The sequence below is a fragment of the Micromonospora sp. LZ37 genome (assembly GCF_059359015.1).
In genome coordinates, this window is sequence record NZ_JCADBL010000001.1 from 576222 (window position 1) to 591865 (window position 15644).

At 75.0% G+C, this 15644-nt stretch carries 14 protein-coding genes and 1 pseudogene; 11 read left to right on the plus strand and 4 right to left on the minus strand.

Annotation, left to right across the window (positions count from 1 at the left end; translation table 11 throughout):
• Window positions 1-79: 79 nt before the first annotated feature.
• The 3 genes from AC5L3Z_RS02740 to AC5L3Z_RS02750 form a co-directional block, all read right to left on the minus strand.
• The gene (locus AC5L3Z_RS02740; RefSeq protein WP_494839189.1) at window positions 80-892 is read right to left on the minus strand and encodes an ABC transporter permease; all 813 of its coding nucleotides are present in this window, start codon (window positions 890-892) and stop codon (window positions 80-82) included.
• Window positions 889-1821, minus strand: a complete 933-nt coding sequence (locus AC5L3Z_RS02745) for an ABC transporter ATP-binding protein (protein WP_494839191.1) — start codon at window positions 1819-1821, stop codon at window positions 889-891. The genes AC5L3Z_RS02740 and AC5L3Z_RS02745 overlap by 4 nt, the downstream gene beginning before the upstream one ends.
• Window positions 1822-1973: 152 nt before the next feature.
• Window positions 1974-2642 carry a hypothetical protein gene (locus AC5L3Z_RS02750; RefSeq protein ID WP_494839192.1) on the minus strand — a complete coding sequence of 223 codons (669 nt, stop codon included), beginning with the start codon at window positions 2640-2642 and terminating at the stop codon, window positions 1974-1976.
• Between the two features lie 150 nt (window positions 2643-2792).
• Here AC5L3Z_RS02750 and AC5L3Z_RS02755 point away from each other — a divergent pair, with 150 nt between their 5' ends.
• From AC5L3Z_RS02755 to AC5L3Z_RS02795, 9 genes and pseudogenes are all read left to right on the plus strand, one after another.
• A complete protein-coding gene (locus AC5L3Z_RS02755) occupies window positions 2793-3572 on the plus strand; it encodes a GNAT family N-acetyltransferase (RefSeq protein ID WP_494839193.1) in 780 nt (259 codons plus the stop codon).
• A pseudogene (locus tag AC5L3Z_RS02760) lies at window positions 3569-4548 on the plus strand (lysophospholipid acyltransferase family protein). Before AC5L3Z_RS02755 ends, AC5L3Z_RS02760 begins: the two are co-directional and overlap by 4 nt.
• Before the next feature lie 106 nt (window positions 4549-4654).
• Window positions 4655-5491, plus strand: coding sequence for a DUF4097 family beta strand repeat-containing protein (locus AC5L3Z_RS02765; protein ID WP_494839194.1), 837 nt, complete (start codon window positions 4655-4657; stop codon window positions 5489-5491).
• Window positions 5488-6102: a PadR family transcriptional regulator gene (locus tag AC5L3Z_RS02770; protein WP_494839196.1), complete on the plus strand. Its 615-nt coding sequence runs from the start codon at window positions 5488-5490 to the stop codon at window positions 6100-6102. The genes AC5L3Z_RS02765 and AC5L3Z_RS02770 overlap by 4 nt, the downstream gene beginning before the upstream one ends.
• A gap of 67 nt (window positions 6103-6169) precedes the next feature.
• Window positions 6170-6871 carry a response regulator transcription factor gene (locus AC5L3Z_RS02775; protein ID WP_334524305.1) on the plus strand — a complete coding sequence of 234 codons (702 nt, stop codon included), beginning with the start codon at window positions 6170-6172 and terminating at the stop codon, window positions 6869-6871.
• Window positions 6868-8424, plus strand: a complete 1557-nt coding sequence (locus tag AC5L3Z_RS02780; RefSeq protein ID WP_494839198.1) for a sensor histidine kinase — start codon at window positions 6868-6870, stop codon at window positions 8422-8424. The genes AC5L3Z_RS02775 and AC5L3Z_RS02780 overlap by 4 nt, the downstream gene beginning before the upstream one ends.
• Window positions 8425-8486: 62 nt before the next feature.
• Entirely contained in the window at window positions 8487-10079 is a 1593-nt protein-coding gene (locus AC5L3Z_RS02785; protein ID WP_494839200.1) for a S1C family serine protease, read from the plus strand.
• Between the two features lie 165 nt (window positions 10080-10244).
• Window positions 10245-10916: a BON domain-containing protein gene (locus tag AC5L3Z_RS02790; protein ID WP_494839202.1), complete on the plus strand. Its 672-nt coding sequence runs from the start codon at window positions 10245-10247 to the stop codon at window positions 10914-10916.
• A 141-nt stretch (window positions 10917-11057) separates the two neighbouring features.
• Window positions 11058-12113, plus strand: coding sequence for a glycosyltransferase family 4 protein (locus AC5L3Z_RS02795; RefSeq protein WP_494839589.1), 1056 nt, complete (start codon window positions 11058-11060; stop codon window positions 12111-12113).
• Between the two features lie 10 nt (window positions 12114-12123).
• On the opposite strand, the gene AC5L3Z_RS02800 is transcribed toward AC5L3Z_RS02795, so the two are convergent.
• A complete protein-coding gene (locus AC5L3Z_RS02800; RefSeq protein WP_494839204.1) occupies window positions 12124-13563 on the minus strand; it encodes a serine/threonine-protein kinase in 1440 nt (479 codons plus the stop codon).
• Window positions 13564-13743: 180 nt separating this feature from the next.
• Between AC5L3Z_RS02800 and AC5L3Z_RS02805 the strand changes: the two genes are divergently transcribed.
• Window positions 13744-14574: a patatin-like phospholipase family protein gene (locus AC5L3Z_RS02805; protein ID WP_494839206.1), complete on the plus strand. Its 831-nt coding sequence runs from the start codon at window positions 13744-13746 to the stop codon at window positions 14572-14574.
• The gene (locus AC5L3Z_RS02810; RefSeq protein ID WP_494839208.1) at window positions 14574-15641 is read left to right on the plus strand and encodes a 1-acyl-sn-glycerol-3-phosphate acyltransferase; all 1068 of its coding nucleotides are present in this window, start codon (window positions 14574-14576) and stop codon (window positions 15639-15641) included. The genes AC5L3Z_RS02805 and AC5L3Z_RS02810 overlap by 1 nt, the downstream gene beginning before the upstream one ends.
• The last annotated feature ends 3 nt before the right edge of the window (window positions 15642-15644 follow it).

Below are 15644 nucleotides of genomic sequence, written 5' to 3' on the forward strand. Positions count from 1 at the left end.
GCTGTTATGACCGGACGGCCCGGTGCGGTGGCGTCGTGCCACCGCACCGGGCCGTCGGCGCCCGCGGGAGCGGGTCGGTTCAGGAGATGTCGCGCCGCCGGGTGATGAGCACCCCGGCGACCCCGCTGACCAGCGCGTAGCCGACCAGCACGAGGGCGCCCACCCACCAGGCGGGCAGCAGCTCGGAGGCCTCCCCGCTGATCATCACCTGGGACGCCACGGCGGGCCAGACCACCTGCCACTTCACCACCGCCTCGCTGTCCAGCCAGCTGGAGAGCAGGAAGAACAGCAGCTGCACCACCTGGGTGCCGATCAGGTAGACCAGCGCGGCGGTGATCACCGCGCCGAGCTGGTTGGGAATCAGTGTGCCGAGGCCCACCCCGAGGATCGTCCAGATCGCGTACGCCAGCAGGTTGAGCAGCAGCGCCCGGTGCACCGCCCACTCGCCGAGCTGGGTGCCGTGCCCGTCGAGGGTCAGGAAGATCGCCCCGGCGGCCAGGTCGATCACCGTGGTGGCCAACCAGAACCCGAAGCCCAGCAGGGACGCCGCGGCGAGCTTGGCCAGGATGACCGAGGTGCGCCTGGGGGTGGCCAGGAAGGTCGTGGTCGCCGTCTGGTGGAAGAACTCGTTGGTGACCATCAGGATGCCGATCAGCATCACGAAGAGCAGCCCCAGGTACTGGCCCGAGGTGTAGAGGTTGGCCGCCTGCGCGGCGGCCGTCGCCTGCTCCCCGGTGATCCCGAAGTCCTCGGCGTTGCCGGAGAGCGTCTCGTGGGCGAGCCAGGCGTTGATCGCGAAGGCCAGGGCGAGTGACAGGAACGCCCCGATGCCGAGCAGCCACCAGGTGCTGGTGGTACGGATCTTGAGCAGTTCGGACCGGACGAGGTTCATCGGATGCCCGCCTTCCCGGCCGTCAGTTCCAGGAAGACCCGTTCCAGGTCGGGTCGTTCGGTGGTCAGCTCGTGCAGCTCCACGCCGGCGGTCAGCGCGGTGCGGCCCACGGTCGGCGCGTCCACCCCGTCGACCATCAGCGCGCCCTGCCCGTCCGCGGTGACGGTGGCCGACCGCGCCGTCAGCGCGGCGGTCAGCTCGTCGACCTGCGGGGTGCGGACCCGCACCCGGAGGCCCTGTGCCATCGAGCCGATCACCTGCTCCACCGGGCCCTGCCGGACCAGCTGGCCGGCCGCGATGATCACCACGTCGTCGGCGAGGAGCTGCATCTCGGAGAGCAGGTGGCTGGAGACCAGCACCGTGCGGCCCTCCTGGGCGAGGTTCTTGAGGAACCCGCGCATCCACCGGATGCCCTCCGGGTCCAGCCCGTTGGCCGGCTCGTCGAGGATCAGCACCCGGGGGTCGCCGAGCATCGCCGCGGCGATGCCGAGCCGCTGCTTCATGCCCAGCGAGTAGCCCTTGAACTTCCGCGTCGCCGCCGGCGTCAGCCCGACCAGGGCCAGCGCCTCGTCGGCCCGCCCCTTCGGCAGGCCGGCCGCCGCGCAGATCACCCGCAGGTGGTTGCGCCCGGTCCGGCCCTTGTGCGCGCTGGAGGCCTCCAGGACCGCGCCGACGTGCCGCAGCGGGTCGGTCAGGTCGGCGTACCGGTGGCCGCCGATGGTGGCTGCGCCGCTGGTCGGGGTCACCAGGTTCAGCAGCATGCGCAGGGTGGTCGTCTTACCGGCCCCGTTCGGGCCGAGGAAGCCGGTGACCCGACCCGGCTCGACGGTGAAGGACAGGTTGTCCACCGCCCGGACGTTCTTGTACTGCTTGGTCAGTCCGGACACGACGATCTGGCCGGTGCTGGGGCTCCACTGCCCGTCGGACATCGTTCTCCTCCCGTGCGGCGGCGCTGCACGCGCCGCGCTGTGCGGCGCCGTTGCGGTCTGCGCCGTGGCACAGCCTGGCAAGGGCGCGCAAGCCGGTCAATCGGGCCTGCTCCCCAGCCGCCGCTCCGCCCCGGGCAGGAGAGGACTCCTCCTCAGGGACGAGACGCCGGCTCCGGCAGCGCGATCCAGGTGGCCCGGGCCCGGCCGAGCAGCGCGCCGGTCGAGTCGTACAGGCTGGTGTGGACGGTCGCCTTGCGTCCCTCGCCGCCGACCGTCCGGCCGGTCACCACGCACGCCTCGCCGGGGGCCGGGAGCGCCTCGACCTGCGCGGCGATCCGGCCCAGGACGTACGGCCGGCCGGGGGCGATGACCGCCCAGCCGCCGGGGCAGTCCAGCGCCGCCCAGACCGTCGCCGGCTCGACCCGCCCGGGCGCCCGGAACACCGCGGCGGTCCGGCCGTCCGGCAGCCGGCCGGGGAAGATCCGCAGCCCCTCCGGGTGCGCCGGGCCGCAGACGTAGCAGCCGGGAAAGGGATGGTCCACCAGCCCGGGATACGCCGCCGAGGCGGCGGCCGCGGTCTCCGGGTCCACCGGGGCGACCGCCGGGGGCGGGTCGTCGGTCGGGCGCACCTGGGCGACGAGCCGCCCGGCCGGGTCCAGGACGTCGCCGTCGGCCAGGGTCAGCGGGGTGTCCAGCGGCGGTGGTCGGCGCAGCGTCACCTCGACCGGCCGGTCCCCGCCGTACGCGGCGGCGAAGACGCCGGCGCTCCACCCGCCGTTGCCCGAGCCGGGCGGCCCGTTGTACCGGGACTCGATGATCATGCGAAGCACCTCCGTCGTGCCCGGCGTCGTCGCCGGATCCGCCGGGGCAGCCTCGCACAGCGGCGGATCGGGCCGGACCGCCGGACGGCGTTCACCGGATCGACATCCACCCCCGGGCGACCGGCAACCCCGGGCACCTACACAGGTGCCATGGCCGTTCTGCACGCCGCTGGCGCACCCCTGACGACCAGCGGATACACCCTGCTGATCGCCGACGACCCGACCCAGGTCGCGGCCGCGCAACGCCTGCGTCACGACGTCTTCGCCACCGAACTGGGCGCCACCCTGCGCCCGGGCGGTGACGGGGTGGACGCCGACGACCTGGACCCGTACTGCGACCACCTGATCGTGCGCGACGAGCGCACCGGCGCGGTGGTCGGCACCTACCGGCTGCTGCCGCCCGGGCGCACCGACCGCCGGTACGCCGAGGGCGAGTTCGACCTGGCCGCACTCCAGCCGCTCCGGGACAGGCTGGTGGAGGCGGGCCGCTCCTGCGTCCACCCCGACCACCGCTCCGGCGCCGTGATCAACCTGATGTGGGCCGGGATCGTCCGCTACCTGCACCTGAGCGGCTCCGGCTGGCTCGGTGGCTGCGCCTCGGTGCCGGTGGCCGACGGGGGCCGGGCCGCCGCCGAGGTGTGGGCCCGGGCCCGGTCCGGGTATTTGGCGCCGCCGCTGCTGCGGGTCCGCCCGCTGCGCCCCTGGTTCGCCGAGCCCGGCGCGATGGCGGACGCCGCCGCGCCGCCGGACGACGCCGGGCCAGCGCCGGTGCCGCCGCTGCTGCGCGGTTACCTCCGGCTCGGCGCCTGGATCGCCGGCGAACCGGCGTACGACCCGGACTTCGGAGTGGCCGACTTCTACGTGCTCCTCTCCCTGGACCGGATGAACCCGCGCTACCTGCGCCACTTCCTGGGCGGGGCCGAGGGATGAGCGCCGAGCTGTGGCGGCCCACCTCCGGCTGCGGCCCGGCCTGCCTGCCGGCGCGAGCGCCGGCCGTACCGGTGGCCCGGCGGCTGGCGCGGCTGGCCGGCGTACTCGGGATGCTGCTGGCCGGGGCCGGTCTGGCCGCGCCGTTGGCGCTGCTGCCGGCGGCGGAGCGCGCGGCGGTGGTGCGGGTCTGGGCGCGGGGGACCGCCCGCGCCCTCGGCGTGCGGCTGGAGGTCCACGGGCGCCCGCCCCGCCGGCGGGCGCTGCTGGTCGCCAACCACGTCTCCTGGCTGGACGTCCTCGCGATCCTGGCGGTCGCGCCGGCCCGGCTGCTGGCGAAGCGGGAGGTCCGGGCCTGGCCGCTGGTCGGGTTGCTGGCCCGGGCCGGCGGCGCGTTCTTCGTGGACCGCTCCCGGCCGCGTGACCTGCCGGTGACGGTGGCCCGGCTCGCCGGCGCGCTGCGCGCCGGTCACCCGGTCGCGGTCTTCCCGGAGGGTACGACCTGGTGCGGCAGCGCCGCGCCGGCCGCCTGCCGACCGGGCCGGGCTTCCGCCCGGCGGTCTTCCAGGCGGCGATCGACGCCGGGGCGCCGGTCGTGCCGCTGCGCCTGGAGTACCGCTCGGCCGCCACGGGGGAGGTGACCACGGCGGCGGCGTTCCTCGGCGAGGAGAACCTCTGGCAGTCGGTGCGCCGGGTGCTCGCCGGGCGTGACCTGGTGGTCGCCGTCCGGGTGACGGCCGCCCTGCATCCGGCCCGGGACGCCGACCGGCGACTGCTGGCCCGGGCCGCCGAGGCCGCGGTGCACCTGGTGCCGGCCCGACCGGTCCCGCCACCGGCGGTGCGGGCCCGTCCGCGCGCGGCGACGGTCCCGCCGCGCGCGGTGCCGCCTCCGCCACCGGCCCGGCCGGCGGTGTTCGGGCCGACCTCGTCGGTCACCTCCGGCCGGCCCGGGGCGGGGGAGCGCGACCTCGCCGCCTGACCGACCCGGGAACTCGCGACAGTCTTGTTCTATCGCGATGTATCGCGTTACGCTCTCCTCGCGAGCGGTGGGCCGTCCGGCCCCGGCCGCGCGAGGGAGGGGCGCCATGACGACCTGGACGGTGGACCAGCCGCGACGCTTCACGTTGGACGACCCGGTCACCGAGCTCGACGTCCGCCTGCTCAGCGGGCGACTCAACGTGGTCGGCACCGACGGTCCGGCCCGGATCGACGTCACCCGGGCCGCCGGCGACCGGCGGCCCCTGCTCATCGAGCACCACGGCGGGCGGCTGAGCATCCGGCAGGAGCGGAAGTTCCGCTGGTCGGAGGTGCTGCGCTGGGTGGGTCCCCTCGCCCGATGGCCCCGCGTCGACGTCTCCGTCGCCGTGCCGGCCCAGGTGCTGGCCACCCTCCGGCTGGTCGACGGGCAGCTGGTCGCCTCGGGGCTGCGGGGGGAGACCCGGGTGGAGGTGGTCTCCGGCCAGATCACCCTGATGGGGCTCCGCGGCCGGACCTTCGCGAAGATCACCTCCGGTCCGGTGGAGGCGCTGGGAGTGGCCGGCGAGCTCACCCTGGAGACCGTCTCCGGTGAGGTCATCCTGGCCGACAGCGCACCCGCCTCGGTCCGCGCCCAGACCATCTCCGGCTCGATCACCTGCGACTTCGACAACCCGCGACGCAGCGAGATCCGGCTCAGCACCATCTCCGGCGGGATCACCGTCCGGGTCCGCGAGGACAGCGACCTCGCCGTCCGGCTGCACACCATGGCCGGCCGGATCACCACCGGCTTCGCGCAGATGTGGCCGTCCAGCGGGCACGGCGCGGTACGCGACGTCGAGGGGGTGCTCGGCACCGGCGACGGTAGGCTCTGGGCGTCCGCGACCTCGGGCAGCATCGCGCTGCTCGCCCGTCCCGTGGACGACGACCAGGAGGAGCTGCCGTGACCGCCGTGTTCAGCCACGGGCGGCTCCGGCTCTACCTGCTCAAGCTGCTCGACGCCGGCCCCAAGCACGGCTACGAGCTGATCCGGCTGCTGGAGGAGCGTTTCCTCGGCCTGTACGCCCCGAGCGCCGGCACCATCTACCCCCGCCTGCAACGGCTGGAGGTCGACGGGCTGGTCAGCCACACCGCCGCCGGTGGCCGCAAGGTCTACGAGATCACCGACCTGGGCCGGGCCGAGCTGCGGCAGCGGGCCGGCGAGCTGACCACTCTGGAGTCCGACATCGACGCCTCGGTGGAGGACCTCTCCACCCTCGCCGGGGAGATCCGGACCGAGGTGCGCGGCTCGGTGCGCGACCTCAAGCGTGAGCTGCGCGAGGCGGCCCGGCAGACCCGACCGGCCCGGTGGGACCGGCCCGCCCCCGGGCCGCGGCCCGGCCCGCCGCCCGCAGCAGGCACGTCCCCTTTGCTGACCGAGTTCGATCAGCGGCTGGCCACCTTCACCGTCGAGGCCGGCGCGTTGGTCCGGGCCGGGCGGCTCAGCGACGTCCAGCTGCGTACCGCGATCCGGATCCTCGACGGGGCGCTGGACGGGCTGCGCCGGCTGCTGCGCTGAGCCGCTCACAGGTTTTTTCCAGGAAGCGTCCAGCGCCGCCGCAGCGATGTCCCGGATGATTGCCGGCATGGCCGCTACCCAGACCGAGGCGCGACTGCTGGTCGTCGAGGACGACCCCAACATCCTCGAACTGCTCTCCGCCAGTCTGCGCTTCGCCGGTTTCGACGTGGCGACCGCCACCAGCGGCAGCGCGGCGCTCCACGCCGCCAAGGACCACCGTCCCGACCTGGTCGTGCTCGACGTGATGCTGCCCGACCTGGACGGCTTCGAGGTGATCCGGATGCTCCGCGAGGGCGGCACCCGTACCCCGGTGGTCTTCCTGACCGCCCGGGACGCCACCGACGACAAGATCCGCGGGCTGACCCTGGGCGGCGACGACTACGTCACCAAGCCGTTCAGCCTGGAGGAGCTGACCGCCCGGATCAGGGCGGTGCTGCGGCGTACGGCCACCGGTGAGCACGCCCCGTCCCGGCTCACCTTCGCCGACCTGGAGCTGGACGAGGAGACCCACGAGGTGCACCGGGCCGGCCAGCGGGTGCAGCTCTCGCCCACCGAGTTCAAGCTGCTGCGCTACCTGATGCTCAACGCCAACCGGGTGCTCAGCAAGGCGCAGATCCTCGACCACGTCTGGAACTACGACTTCCGGGGTGACGACAACATCGTCGAGTCCTACATCTCGTACCTGCGCCGCAAGGTGGACAACACCCCGCCGCGGCTGATCCACACGCTCCGCGGCGTCGGGTACGTGCTGCGCAAGCCGGCGGCGTGAACACCCTCCACCAGGCGAAGGGTCGACTGCGCAGCGTCCCGCTCCGGGTCAAGCTGGTCGCGTCCGTCCTCGCCCTCGTCTCCGGGGCGCTGGTGGTGATAAGCGCGTCGACCACCGTCTTCCTCCGCAGCTATCTCATCGCTCAGGTCGATGGGGACCTGCGGCTCGCGGAACGGACCATCACTCGAGTGGTGGACCTGCTCCAGCAGGGCCGGCCGACGGAGTTCGGCCTGCCCAGCGAGTTCGTCGTGCTGACGGTCGTCGACGGTCAGCCCAAGGTGGGCTACTTCAACCCGGACCTGCGCCCGGACGACCTGCCGAGGTGGCCGGGGACCGAGGAGGGCCTGGCGGCCCGGGTCGGCAAGCTGTCCACGGTCCCGTCCCGCGATGGGCACAGCCGCTGGCGGCTGCTCTACACCCAGCTGCCGACCGGCCAGCTCGCTGCCATCGGCCAACACCTCACCGACGTGGACCGGGCCGTCAAACGGCTGCTCTGGATCGACGTGCTGGCCGGCACGGCGGTGCTGATCCTCCTCGCCTCGGTGGGCGCCGCGATCGTGCGGACCAGCCTGAAGCCGCTGGTGGAGATCGAACGGACCGCCGCCGCGATCGCCGGCGGTGACCTGACCCGGCGGGTCCCCGACCCGGAGGAGGGGCAGCTCTGCGCCACCTCCGAGCTGGGTCGGCTCTCCCGGGCGTTGAACGCGATGCTCGCCCAGATCGAGACGGCCTTCACCGCCCGGGCGGCCTCCGAGACCGCCGCCCGGTCGGCGGAGGCGAGCGCCCGCGACGCGGCGTACGGGGCCCAGGTCTCCGAGGCGCGGGCCCGCCGCTCCGAGGAGCGGATGCGGCAGTTCGTCGCGGACGCCTCACACGAGCTGCGCACCCCGCTGACCACCATCCGCGGCTTCGCCGAGCTGTACCGGCAGGGCGCCGCCCGCTCCCCGGAGCAGACCGCCGACCTGCTGCGGCGGATCGAGGACGAGGCGGCCCGGATGGGCCTGCTGGTGGAGGACCTGCTGCTGCTCGCCCGGCTGGACCGGGAGCGGCCGCTCTCCCTGGCCCCGGTGGAGCTGCCGGTGCTGGCCTCCGACGCGGTGCAGGCGGCCCGCGTGGTCGCCCCGGACCGTCGGATCGAGCTGGAGATCGAGCCCGGCTCCGGCCCGCTGGTGGTGCACGGCGACGACGCCCGGTTGCGCCAGGTGATCGGCAACCTGATGACCAACGCGCTCACCCACACCCCACCCGACGCGGCGGTGACCCTGCGGCTGCGGGCCGAGCCGGGGAACCTGGCCGTGGTGGAGGTGTCCGACACCGGCCCCGGGCTCAGCCCGGAGCAGGCCGAGCGGGTCTTCGAGCGCTTCTACCGGGCCGACGCGGCGCGGACCCGCCGGGCCAGCGGCATCACCAGCACCGGGCTGGGGCTGGCCATCGTCGCGGCGCTGGTGGCCGCGCACCACGGCACGGTCGGCGTCGCCGAGACGCCGGGCGGTGGGGCCACCTTCCAGGTCCGGCTGCCGCTGCTGCCGGACGACGGCAGCGACGGGGAATGACTTTCAGAAAACATTCAGGCCGGTTCCAGGCTGGTGACAGTGCGCCGGGGGAAGCTGGCCCCATGACCGAGTTCGAGACCGACCCGCAGCGGCGGCCCGCCGCCCCCGACGCGGAGCCGTCGCACCCCACCGCCGAGCTGTCCCGCGTCGAGCGCGGGGAGTCCGAGGGCACCGCCGCCTTCCCGGCCGCGCCGGTCGACCGTCCGGGCGAGGCCGCCGGCACCGCGGGGGAGCCGGCCGGCGCCGCCCCGTCCTCCGGCGCGCCCCACCCGCCGTCGCCCGCTTCGCCGTACGGCGCGCCCCACCCGCCGTCGCCCGCTTCGCCGTACGGCCCGCCCGCCGCTGCCCACGCGCCGGGTGCGCCGAGCTCCGCCGCCGGCTACCCGGCGCCCGGTCAGCCGTCCGCCGCGCCGTACCCGGTCGGCGGTGCGCACGGCCACCCGGGTCACCCGCCGTACCCGGTCGCCGGGCAGCCCGGCCCGTACCCGCAGGGCCAGCCGGGCGGCTGGCCGGCCGGCTACCCGTCCCCGCAGGGCCCCGGTGGTCCGTTCCCGCCGCAGCACGCCGGCCCGCCGGCGCCGCCCTGGGCCGCCGGCCCGGCGCCCCGCCCCGGCCGGGTCGCCAAGTTCGTCGGCGCGGGCGTGGCGGTGTTCGCGCTGATGCTCGGCTCCGGCGTGGCCGGCGGCGCGCTCGCCCTGGCCGTCGACGGCGGCTCGGGCGGCATCACCCGCACCTACTCGGCAGCCCCGGTGATCGACAGCGCCGACCTGCCGAAGATCGCCGCGGCCGTGCAGGACAGCGTCGTCTCGATCGCCACCGGCAGCGGTGAGGGCTCGGGGGTGGTGCTCAGCGCCGACGGCTACGTGCTGACCAACAACCACGTCGTCGCCACCGCCCCCGCCGACACCGTCCGGGTGATCTTCGCCAACGGCAAGAACGCCCAGGCCAAGATCGTCGGCACCGACCCGAAGACCGACCTGGCGGTGCTGAAGGTGAGCGGCGTCGGCGACCTGAAGGCCGCCCGGCTCGGCGACAGCGACGCCATGCAGGTCGGCGACCAGGTCCTCGCCCTGGGCAGCCCGCTGGGCCTGCAGGGGTCGGTCACCGCCGGCATCCTCAGCGCCCGCGACCGGACCATCCAGGCCGGCGGGAACGGCCAGCAGCCGCAGCAGGGGGCCAGCTCGATCTCCGGGCTGCTCCAGACCGACGCCCCGATCAACCCGGGCAACTCCGGTGGCGCGCTGGTCAACACCCGGGGCGAGGTGATCGGGATCAACACCGCGATCGCCACCGCCGGGCAGGGTAGCAGCGGCAACATCGGCGTCGGCTTCGCCATCCCCAGCAACAAGGCCAAGGACGTCGCGGAGAAGCTCCAGCGCGGCGAGAAGGTCAGCCACCCCTCCCTCGGGGTCAGCGTCAACGCGGCCGAGAACGGCGGAGCCCTGGTCGCCGCGGTCGCCCCCGGCAGCGCCGCCGAGAAGGCCGGCCTCCAGCGGGGCGACGTCATCACCCGGTTCGGCGACAAGGTGATCAACGATTCCAACGATCTCGTCGGCGCGGTGCAGGCCGGCAAGGTCGGCGACCGGGTCGAGGTGACCTACCAGCGCAACGGGTCCGAGGCGACGGCGACCGTCACGCTCGCCGAGATGTCATAACGGACAGACCTTCCTCCTGGGAGAGGGCGGCGGGCGGTGGGGCCAAGGGGGTTGGCTCCGCCGCCCGCCGCCCTTTCCACGTCTCCTCATCCGGCCCGGGTGAGGCGGCCTCACCCGACGTGCCGCCATCGTCGGCACCGAGCCGACCGCACGGGAGGGGACGCCATGGGCACGGCAGCGGCCGTTCGTACCGACCCGCAGATCCAGCGCGACGTCCTGGCCGAGCTGGACTGGGACCCGCAGGCCCAGCCGAGCGAGATCGGGGTGACCGTCGCCGACGGCGTGGTCACCCTCACCGGCCGGGCGGACAGCTACGCCCGCAAGTGGGCGGCGCAGCGCTGCGCGCACCGGGTGCGCGGCGTCCGCGCGGTCGCCGACGACATCGAGGTACGCCTGCCCGGCCTCGACGGCCAGGACGACGGCGAACTCGCCCTGGCCGCCGTCCGGGCACTGGAATGGGACAGCTTCGTGCCCTCCGAACGACTCGACGTCACCGTCTCCGACGGCTGGTTGATGCTCCGCGGCGAGGTGGAGTTCGGCTATCAGCGCCGTACCGCCGAGCGGGAGGTGCGCCGGCTGCGCGGCGTGCGCGGGGTGACCAACCTGATCGACGTGGTCCCCTCGGCCCCGCCGAGCGTCGAACAGACCGCCCGCGACCTGCGTCGGGCCCTGCTCCGGCGGGCCGGCACCGAGGCGATCACCGCCGAGGTGGCCGGCGACACCGTCGTGCTGCGGGGGACGGTCCGCTCCTGGGGCGACCGGGACGAGGCGGAGCGGGTCGCCTGGTCGGCCCCCGGCGTACGGGCGGTGGACGACCGGCTGGTCGTCACCGGCTGAGCACGGACCGAATGTCCGTTTGACGCCCTCGGGACGGGGAAATCGCCGCCGATCCCGCTCGCCAGGGACCAACGGGGAGGATTCGTGGCCGAGACCCACCGTCCGTCGGAGCGTCCGCCCGAGCGGCGGCTGCGGATCGCCATGCTGGTCCCGCCGTGGCTCTCGGTGCCGCCCCCCGGCTACGGGGGGCTGGAGCAGGTCGTGCACGGACTGGTGGACAGCCTGGTCGCCCGCGGGCACGCGGTGACCCTCTTCGGCGCCGGCCGGCACCACGGCACCGCCGCCGACTTCGTCTCCACCATCGCCGACCTCCAGTACGAGCGGCTCGGTGAGGCGCTGCCCGAGCTGGCCCACCTGAGCCGGACGAACCACCTGATCAACGCGGCGGACTTCGACGTCGTACACGACCACACCACCATCGGGCCGCTGGTCGCCCGCCGCCGGGCGGTGCCGACCGTGGCGACCGTGCACGGCAACCCGGTGGGGGAGTACGGCGCCGTGCTCAGCGACACCGACCACGGCGTCGGGCTGGTCGCCATCTCGCACGCCCAGCGGCGGTTGAACCCGGGCCTGCCCTGGGCGGGGACCGTGCACAACGCGATGGACGTGCGGGACGTCCCGCGCAAGCGGGTCGCCAGCCGGGGCCCGGTGCTGTGGCTGGCCCGGTTCAGCCCGGACAAGGGCCCCGAGGTGGCGATCCGGGCCTGCCGGGCGGCCGGTCTGCCGCTCGTGCTGGCTGGCAAGTGCAACGAGCCCGCGGAGCGGCGCTACTTCACCGACGTCGTCGAGCCGATGCTGGACGAGGACGTCACGGTGGTGTTCAACGCCGACCGGCCGGCGACCCTGCGGCTGCTGCTGGACGCCCGCTGTCTGATCATGCCGATCCAGTGGGACGAGCCGTTCGGCATGGTGATCCTGGAGGCCATGGCGACGGGTACGCCGGTGGTGGCGCTGCGCCGCGGCTCCGTACCCGAACTGGTCCTCGACGGGGTGACCGGGCTGGTCCGCGACCACGCCGAGGAGTTGCCCGCGGCGCTGCGCGAGGCGGTGCGGCTGGACCCGGCGGACTGCGTGGCGCGCGTCGGCGAGCACTTCTCCATCGAGCGGATGACGAGCGGCTACGAGGAGGTCTACCGCCGGTTCGCCCTCGGCGCGCCGGTGTCGGCCCGGGAGCCGGTGCCGATCGCCGCACGCTGACCGGGCCCGCTCAGGCCCGGGCCCCGGCGAGCCCCACGACGGCCGCGTCGAGCCGCCGCGCGTACGCCGGGGTGATGGCCCCCTCGTCGACCCGGCGGGTGACCTTCTGGCGCAGCGCGGCCACCGGGACGGCCAGGTCGGACCGGCCCGCGGCGACGTCCCGGGTGAGGTTGCCCAGCACGTTGCGCAGGTCCTGACCGACGTCGTCGCGGATGTCGCCGGTGCGCACCCCGTCGTCGATCAGCCGGCGCAGCCGCTCGGCGGCCTCGTCCAGCCCACCGGCGCCCTGGCCGCCGTCCGGGGTCGGTCGGGGCGTCGGCGACCGCGCCGGGGCGGTGGTGGTGGGGGCCGGCTGCCGCGGCGGGACGGCGGACGGCTCGGTGGGCGGGACCGGCAGCTCGACCCGCGGGCCGCCGGTGGGCAGGGCGGCCGGGGGCGACTCCGCGCCGGGCAGCAGGGCCGGGGTGAGCAGGGCGGCGGTCGTGGTCGCCACCACCAGCGCGCCCACCACCAGCAGGGGACGCCGGCCCGACGACGCCCCGGCCGGCGCGGGCGCCGGTGCGTCGAGCGCGGGCAGGGTGACCGTCGGCGCGAGCATCGTCGCGGCCTGCGGGTCGCCGGGGAGCAACTGGTCGCGCAGCGCCGCCGCCACCTGGTGGGCGGTGGGCCGGTCGCGCGGGTCACGGGCCAGGCAGCGCAGGCAGGTACGGGCCACCGGGGGCGGCAGCCCGGGGACCCCGTCCAGCGACGGCGGCTCCCCGTCGCGCAGCGCCACGGTGAGCTCCTCCCAGGTGTCCGCCGGGTACGGCACCTGCCCGGTGAGCGTCTCGTGGAGCAGCACCCCGAGGGAGTAGACGTCGGTGGCCGGCTGGGCCGGAGCGCCGTCCAGCCGCTCCGGCGCCACGTACGCCGGGGTGCCGAAGGTGCCCCCGTCCTCGTCGTTGTCCGGCGTGCCGATCCGGGTGGCGATGCCGAAGTCGAGCACCTTGGCGCCCACCCGGGTCATCATCACGTTGGCCGGGGTGATGTCCCGGTGCACGATGCCGAGCCGGTGCGCGGCGGCCAGCGCCTCGGCCACCTGGGCACCCACCTCGACCGCCTCGCTCCAGGGCAGCGGCCCCTCGGTGAGCCGGTGTTCCAGCTCCTCGCCGGCGAGCAGCTCCATCACCACGAAGGAGGTGATCGAGCCGTCCGGGGCGAGCGCCTCGCCGTAGTCGTGCACGGCGGTGACGTGCGGGTGGACCAGCGCGGCGGCGGAGCGGGCCTCCGCGCGGACCATGTCCCGGAACCGGGCGTCCGCGGCGAGCGACGGGGCGAGCACCTTGACCGCGATCATCCGGTCGAGCACCTCGTCGCGGGCCCGCCAGATGACCGACATGCCCCCGGCCCCGATCTGATCCAGGAGCCGGTACCTGCGGGCCAGCAACCTACCGGCGTGCAGCGCTGCCATCAGTGATCGCACCTGCCTGGGGTGGGGGTGGTGCCAGGTTGCGGGAATGTGTCCGCCCTGTCAACGGCCGTCCCCTCTCCCGGTCACCGTGCGCGCACGCCGGTTCGCCGACCGCGAGGGCCGGCCGGCGGCCAGCGGCTCGACCGGGCCGGTCGGCGTCGACATGCCAGGATGAGCGGCATGGCTGGCGGTCCGGTGGCGTTCGTGCTCGGCGGCGGGGGAGTCCTCGGCGCGGTGGAGGTGGGCATGCTGCGGGCCCTGTTCCGGGCCCGGATCCGCCCCGACGTCGTGCTCGGCACCTCGATCGGGGCGGTCAACGGCGCCCTGGTCGCCGCCGACCCGTCCGAGGCGGTCACCGACCGGCTGGTCCGGCTCTGGGCCTCACCCGAGGCGAGCGAGGTGTACGGCGACTCGGTGGCCCGGCAGCTGCGCCGGTTCGCCGCCCGTACCCACCTGCACTCACCGCGGCCGCTGCGCAAGCTGCTGGAGAGCGAGCTCGGCGCGGAGACCACCTTCGCCGACCTGAAGGTGCCCTTCCGGTGCTGCGCGGCGAACATCGAGCGGGCCGCCGAGCACTGGTTCCACAGTGGCCCGGTGGTGCCGGCGGTGCTCGCCTCCGCCTCGGTGCCGGGGCTGCTGCCACCGGCCCGGATCGACGACCAGCACTACATCGACGGCGGGATCGTCAACTCGATCCCGATCGGCGAGGCGGTCGCGGTGGGCGCGCGGCGGATCTTCGTACTCCAGGTGGGCCGGATCGAACGGGAGCTGACGCCGCCCCGGCGGCCCTGGGAGATCGCTCAGGTGGCGTTCGAGATCGCCCGGCGGCACCGGTTCGCCCGGGAGATGGCCGCCCTGCCCGACGGGGTGGAGGTGCACGTCCTGCCGACCGGCGGCCTGGAGCCGCGCGACGACAGCCCGTGGGCCTACCGGGACCTGGCGGCGGTGGGGCGGCGGATCAGCCGGGCCTACACCGCCTCCCGGCGCTACCTGGCCACCCTGGACCGCTGATGCCGCTGCCACCGTGGTGGGTGCGCCGGCTGCTGCTTGCCCCGGCGGTGGTGCTGCTGGCGGTGCTGATGGTGACCACGGTGCCGGTCTGGGCGCTGCTCGGCCTGGCCCTCTCGCCGTTCGTCCCCGGCCGGCTGCGCCCGTTGCGGCTGCTCTGGATCGGCTGCGTCTACCTGCTCTGGGACGCGGCCGCGCTGATCGCGCTCTTCCTGCTCTGGCTGGCCTCCGGCTTCGGCCTGCGCAAGCGGGCGCCGGTGTTCCAGCGCGCCCACTACCTGCTCGCCGGCCGCTTCCTCCGGGTGCTCTTCTGGCAGGCCCGTTGGACGTTGCGGCTGAGCATCGACGTGGTCGGCACCGACCCGGACACCGCCCTGCCCGGCCGGCCGGAGCTGGTGGTCTGCCGGCACGCCGGCCCCGGTGACTCGTTCATCCTGATCCATGCCCTGGTCAACTGGTTCAATCGCGAGCCGCGGATCGTGCTCAAGGAGAGCCTCCAGTGGGACCCGGCGATCGACGTGCTGCTCAACCGGCTGCCCAACCGGTTCATCGCGCCCGGCCCCGACGGCCGCGAGTCGGTGGTCCGGCAGATCGGCCACCTCGCCACGGACCTCGACGACGACGACGCCTTCGTGATCTTCCCCGAGGGGGGCAACTTCACCCCGGGCCGCCGGCTGCGGGCGATCGCCCGGCTGCGCGCGCTGGGTCTGGAACGGATGGCGCTGCGCGCCGAGCGGATGCGGCACGTGCTCGCCCCGCAGCCCGGCGGCCTGCTCGCCGCGCTCGACGCCGCCCCGGACGCCGGGGTGATCTTCGTGGCGCACACCGGGCTGGACCGGATGCTCACCGTCACCGACGTCTGGCGGGAGCTGCCGATGGACAAGCGGATCGTGATGCGGTTCTGGTCGGTGCCGCCGGAGGAGGTGCCGACCGGGCGGCAGGAACGCATCGACTGGCTCTTCGACTGGTGGGCGCGGATCGACCGGTGGATCGCCGCCAACCGTGACGGCGGCGCCGTCGACCCGGCCGCCCCGGCGGCACCCGGTCGGACCGGAACCGACCCCGCGTAGGGT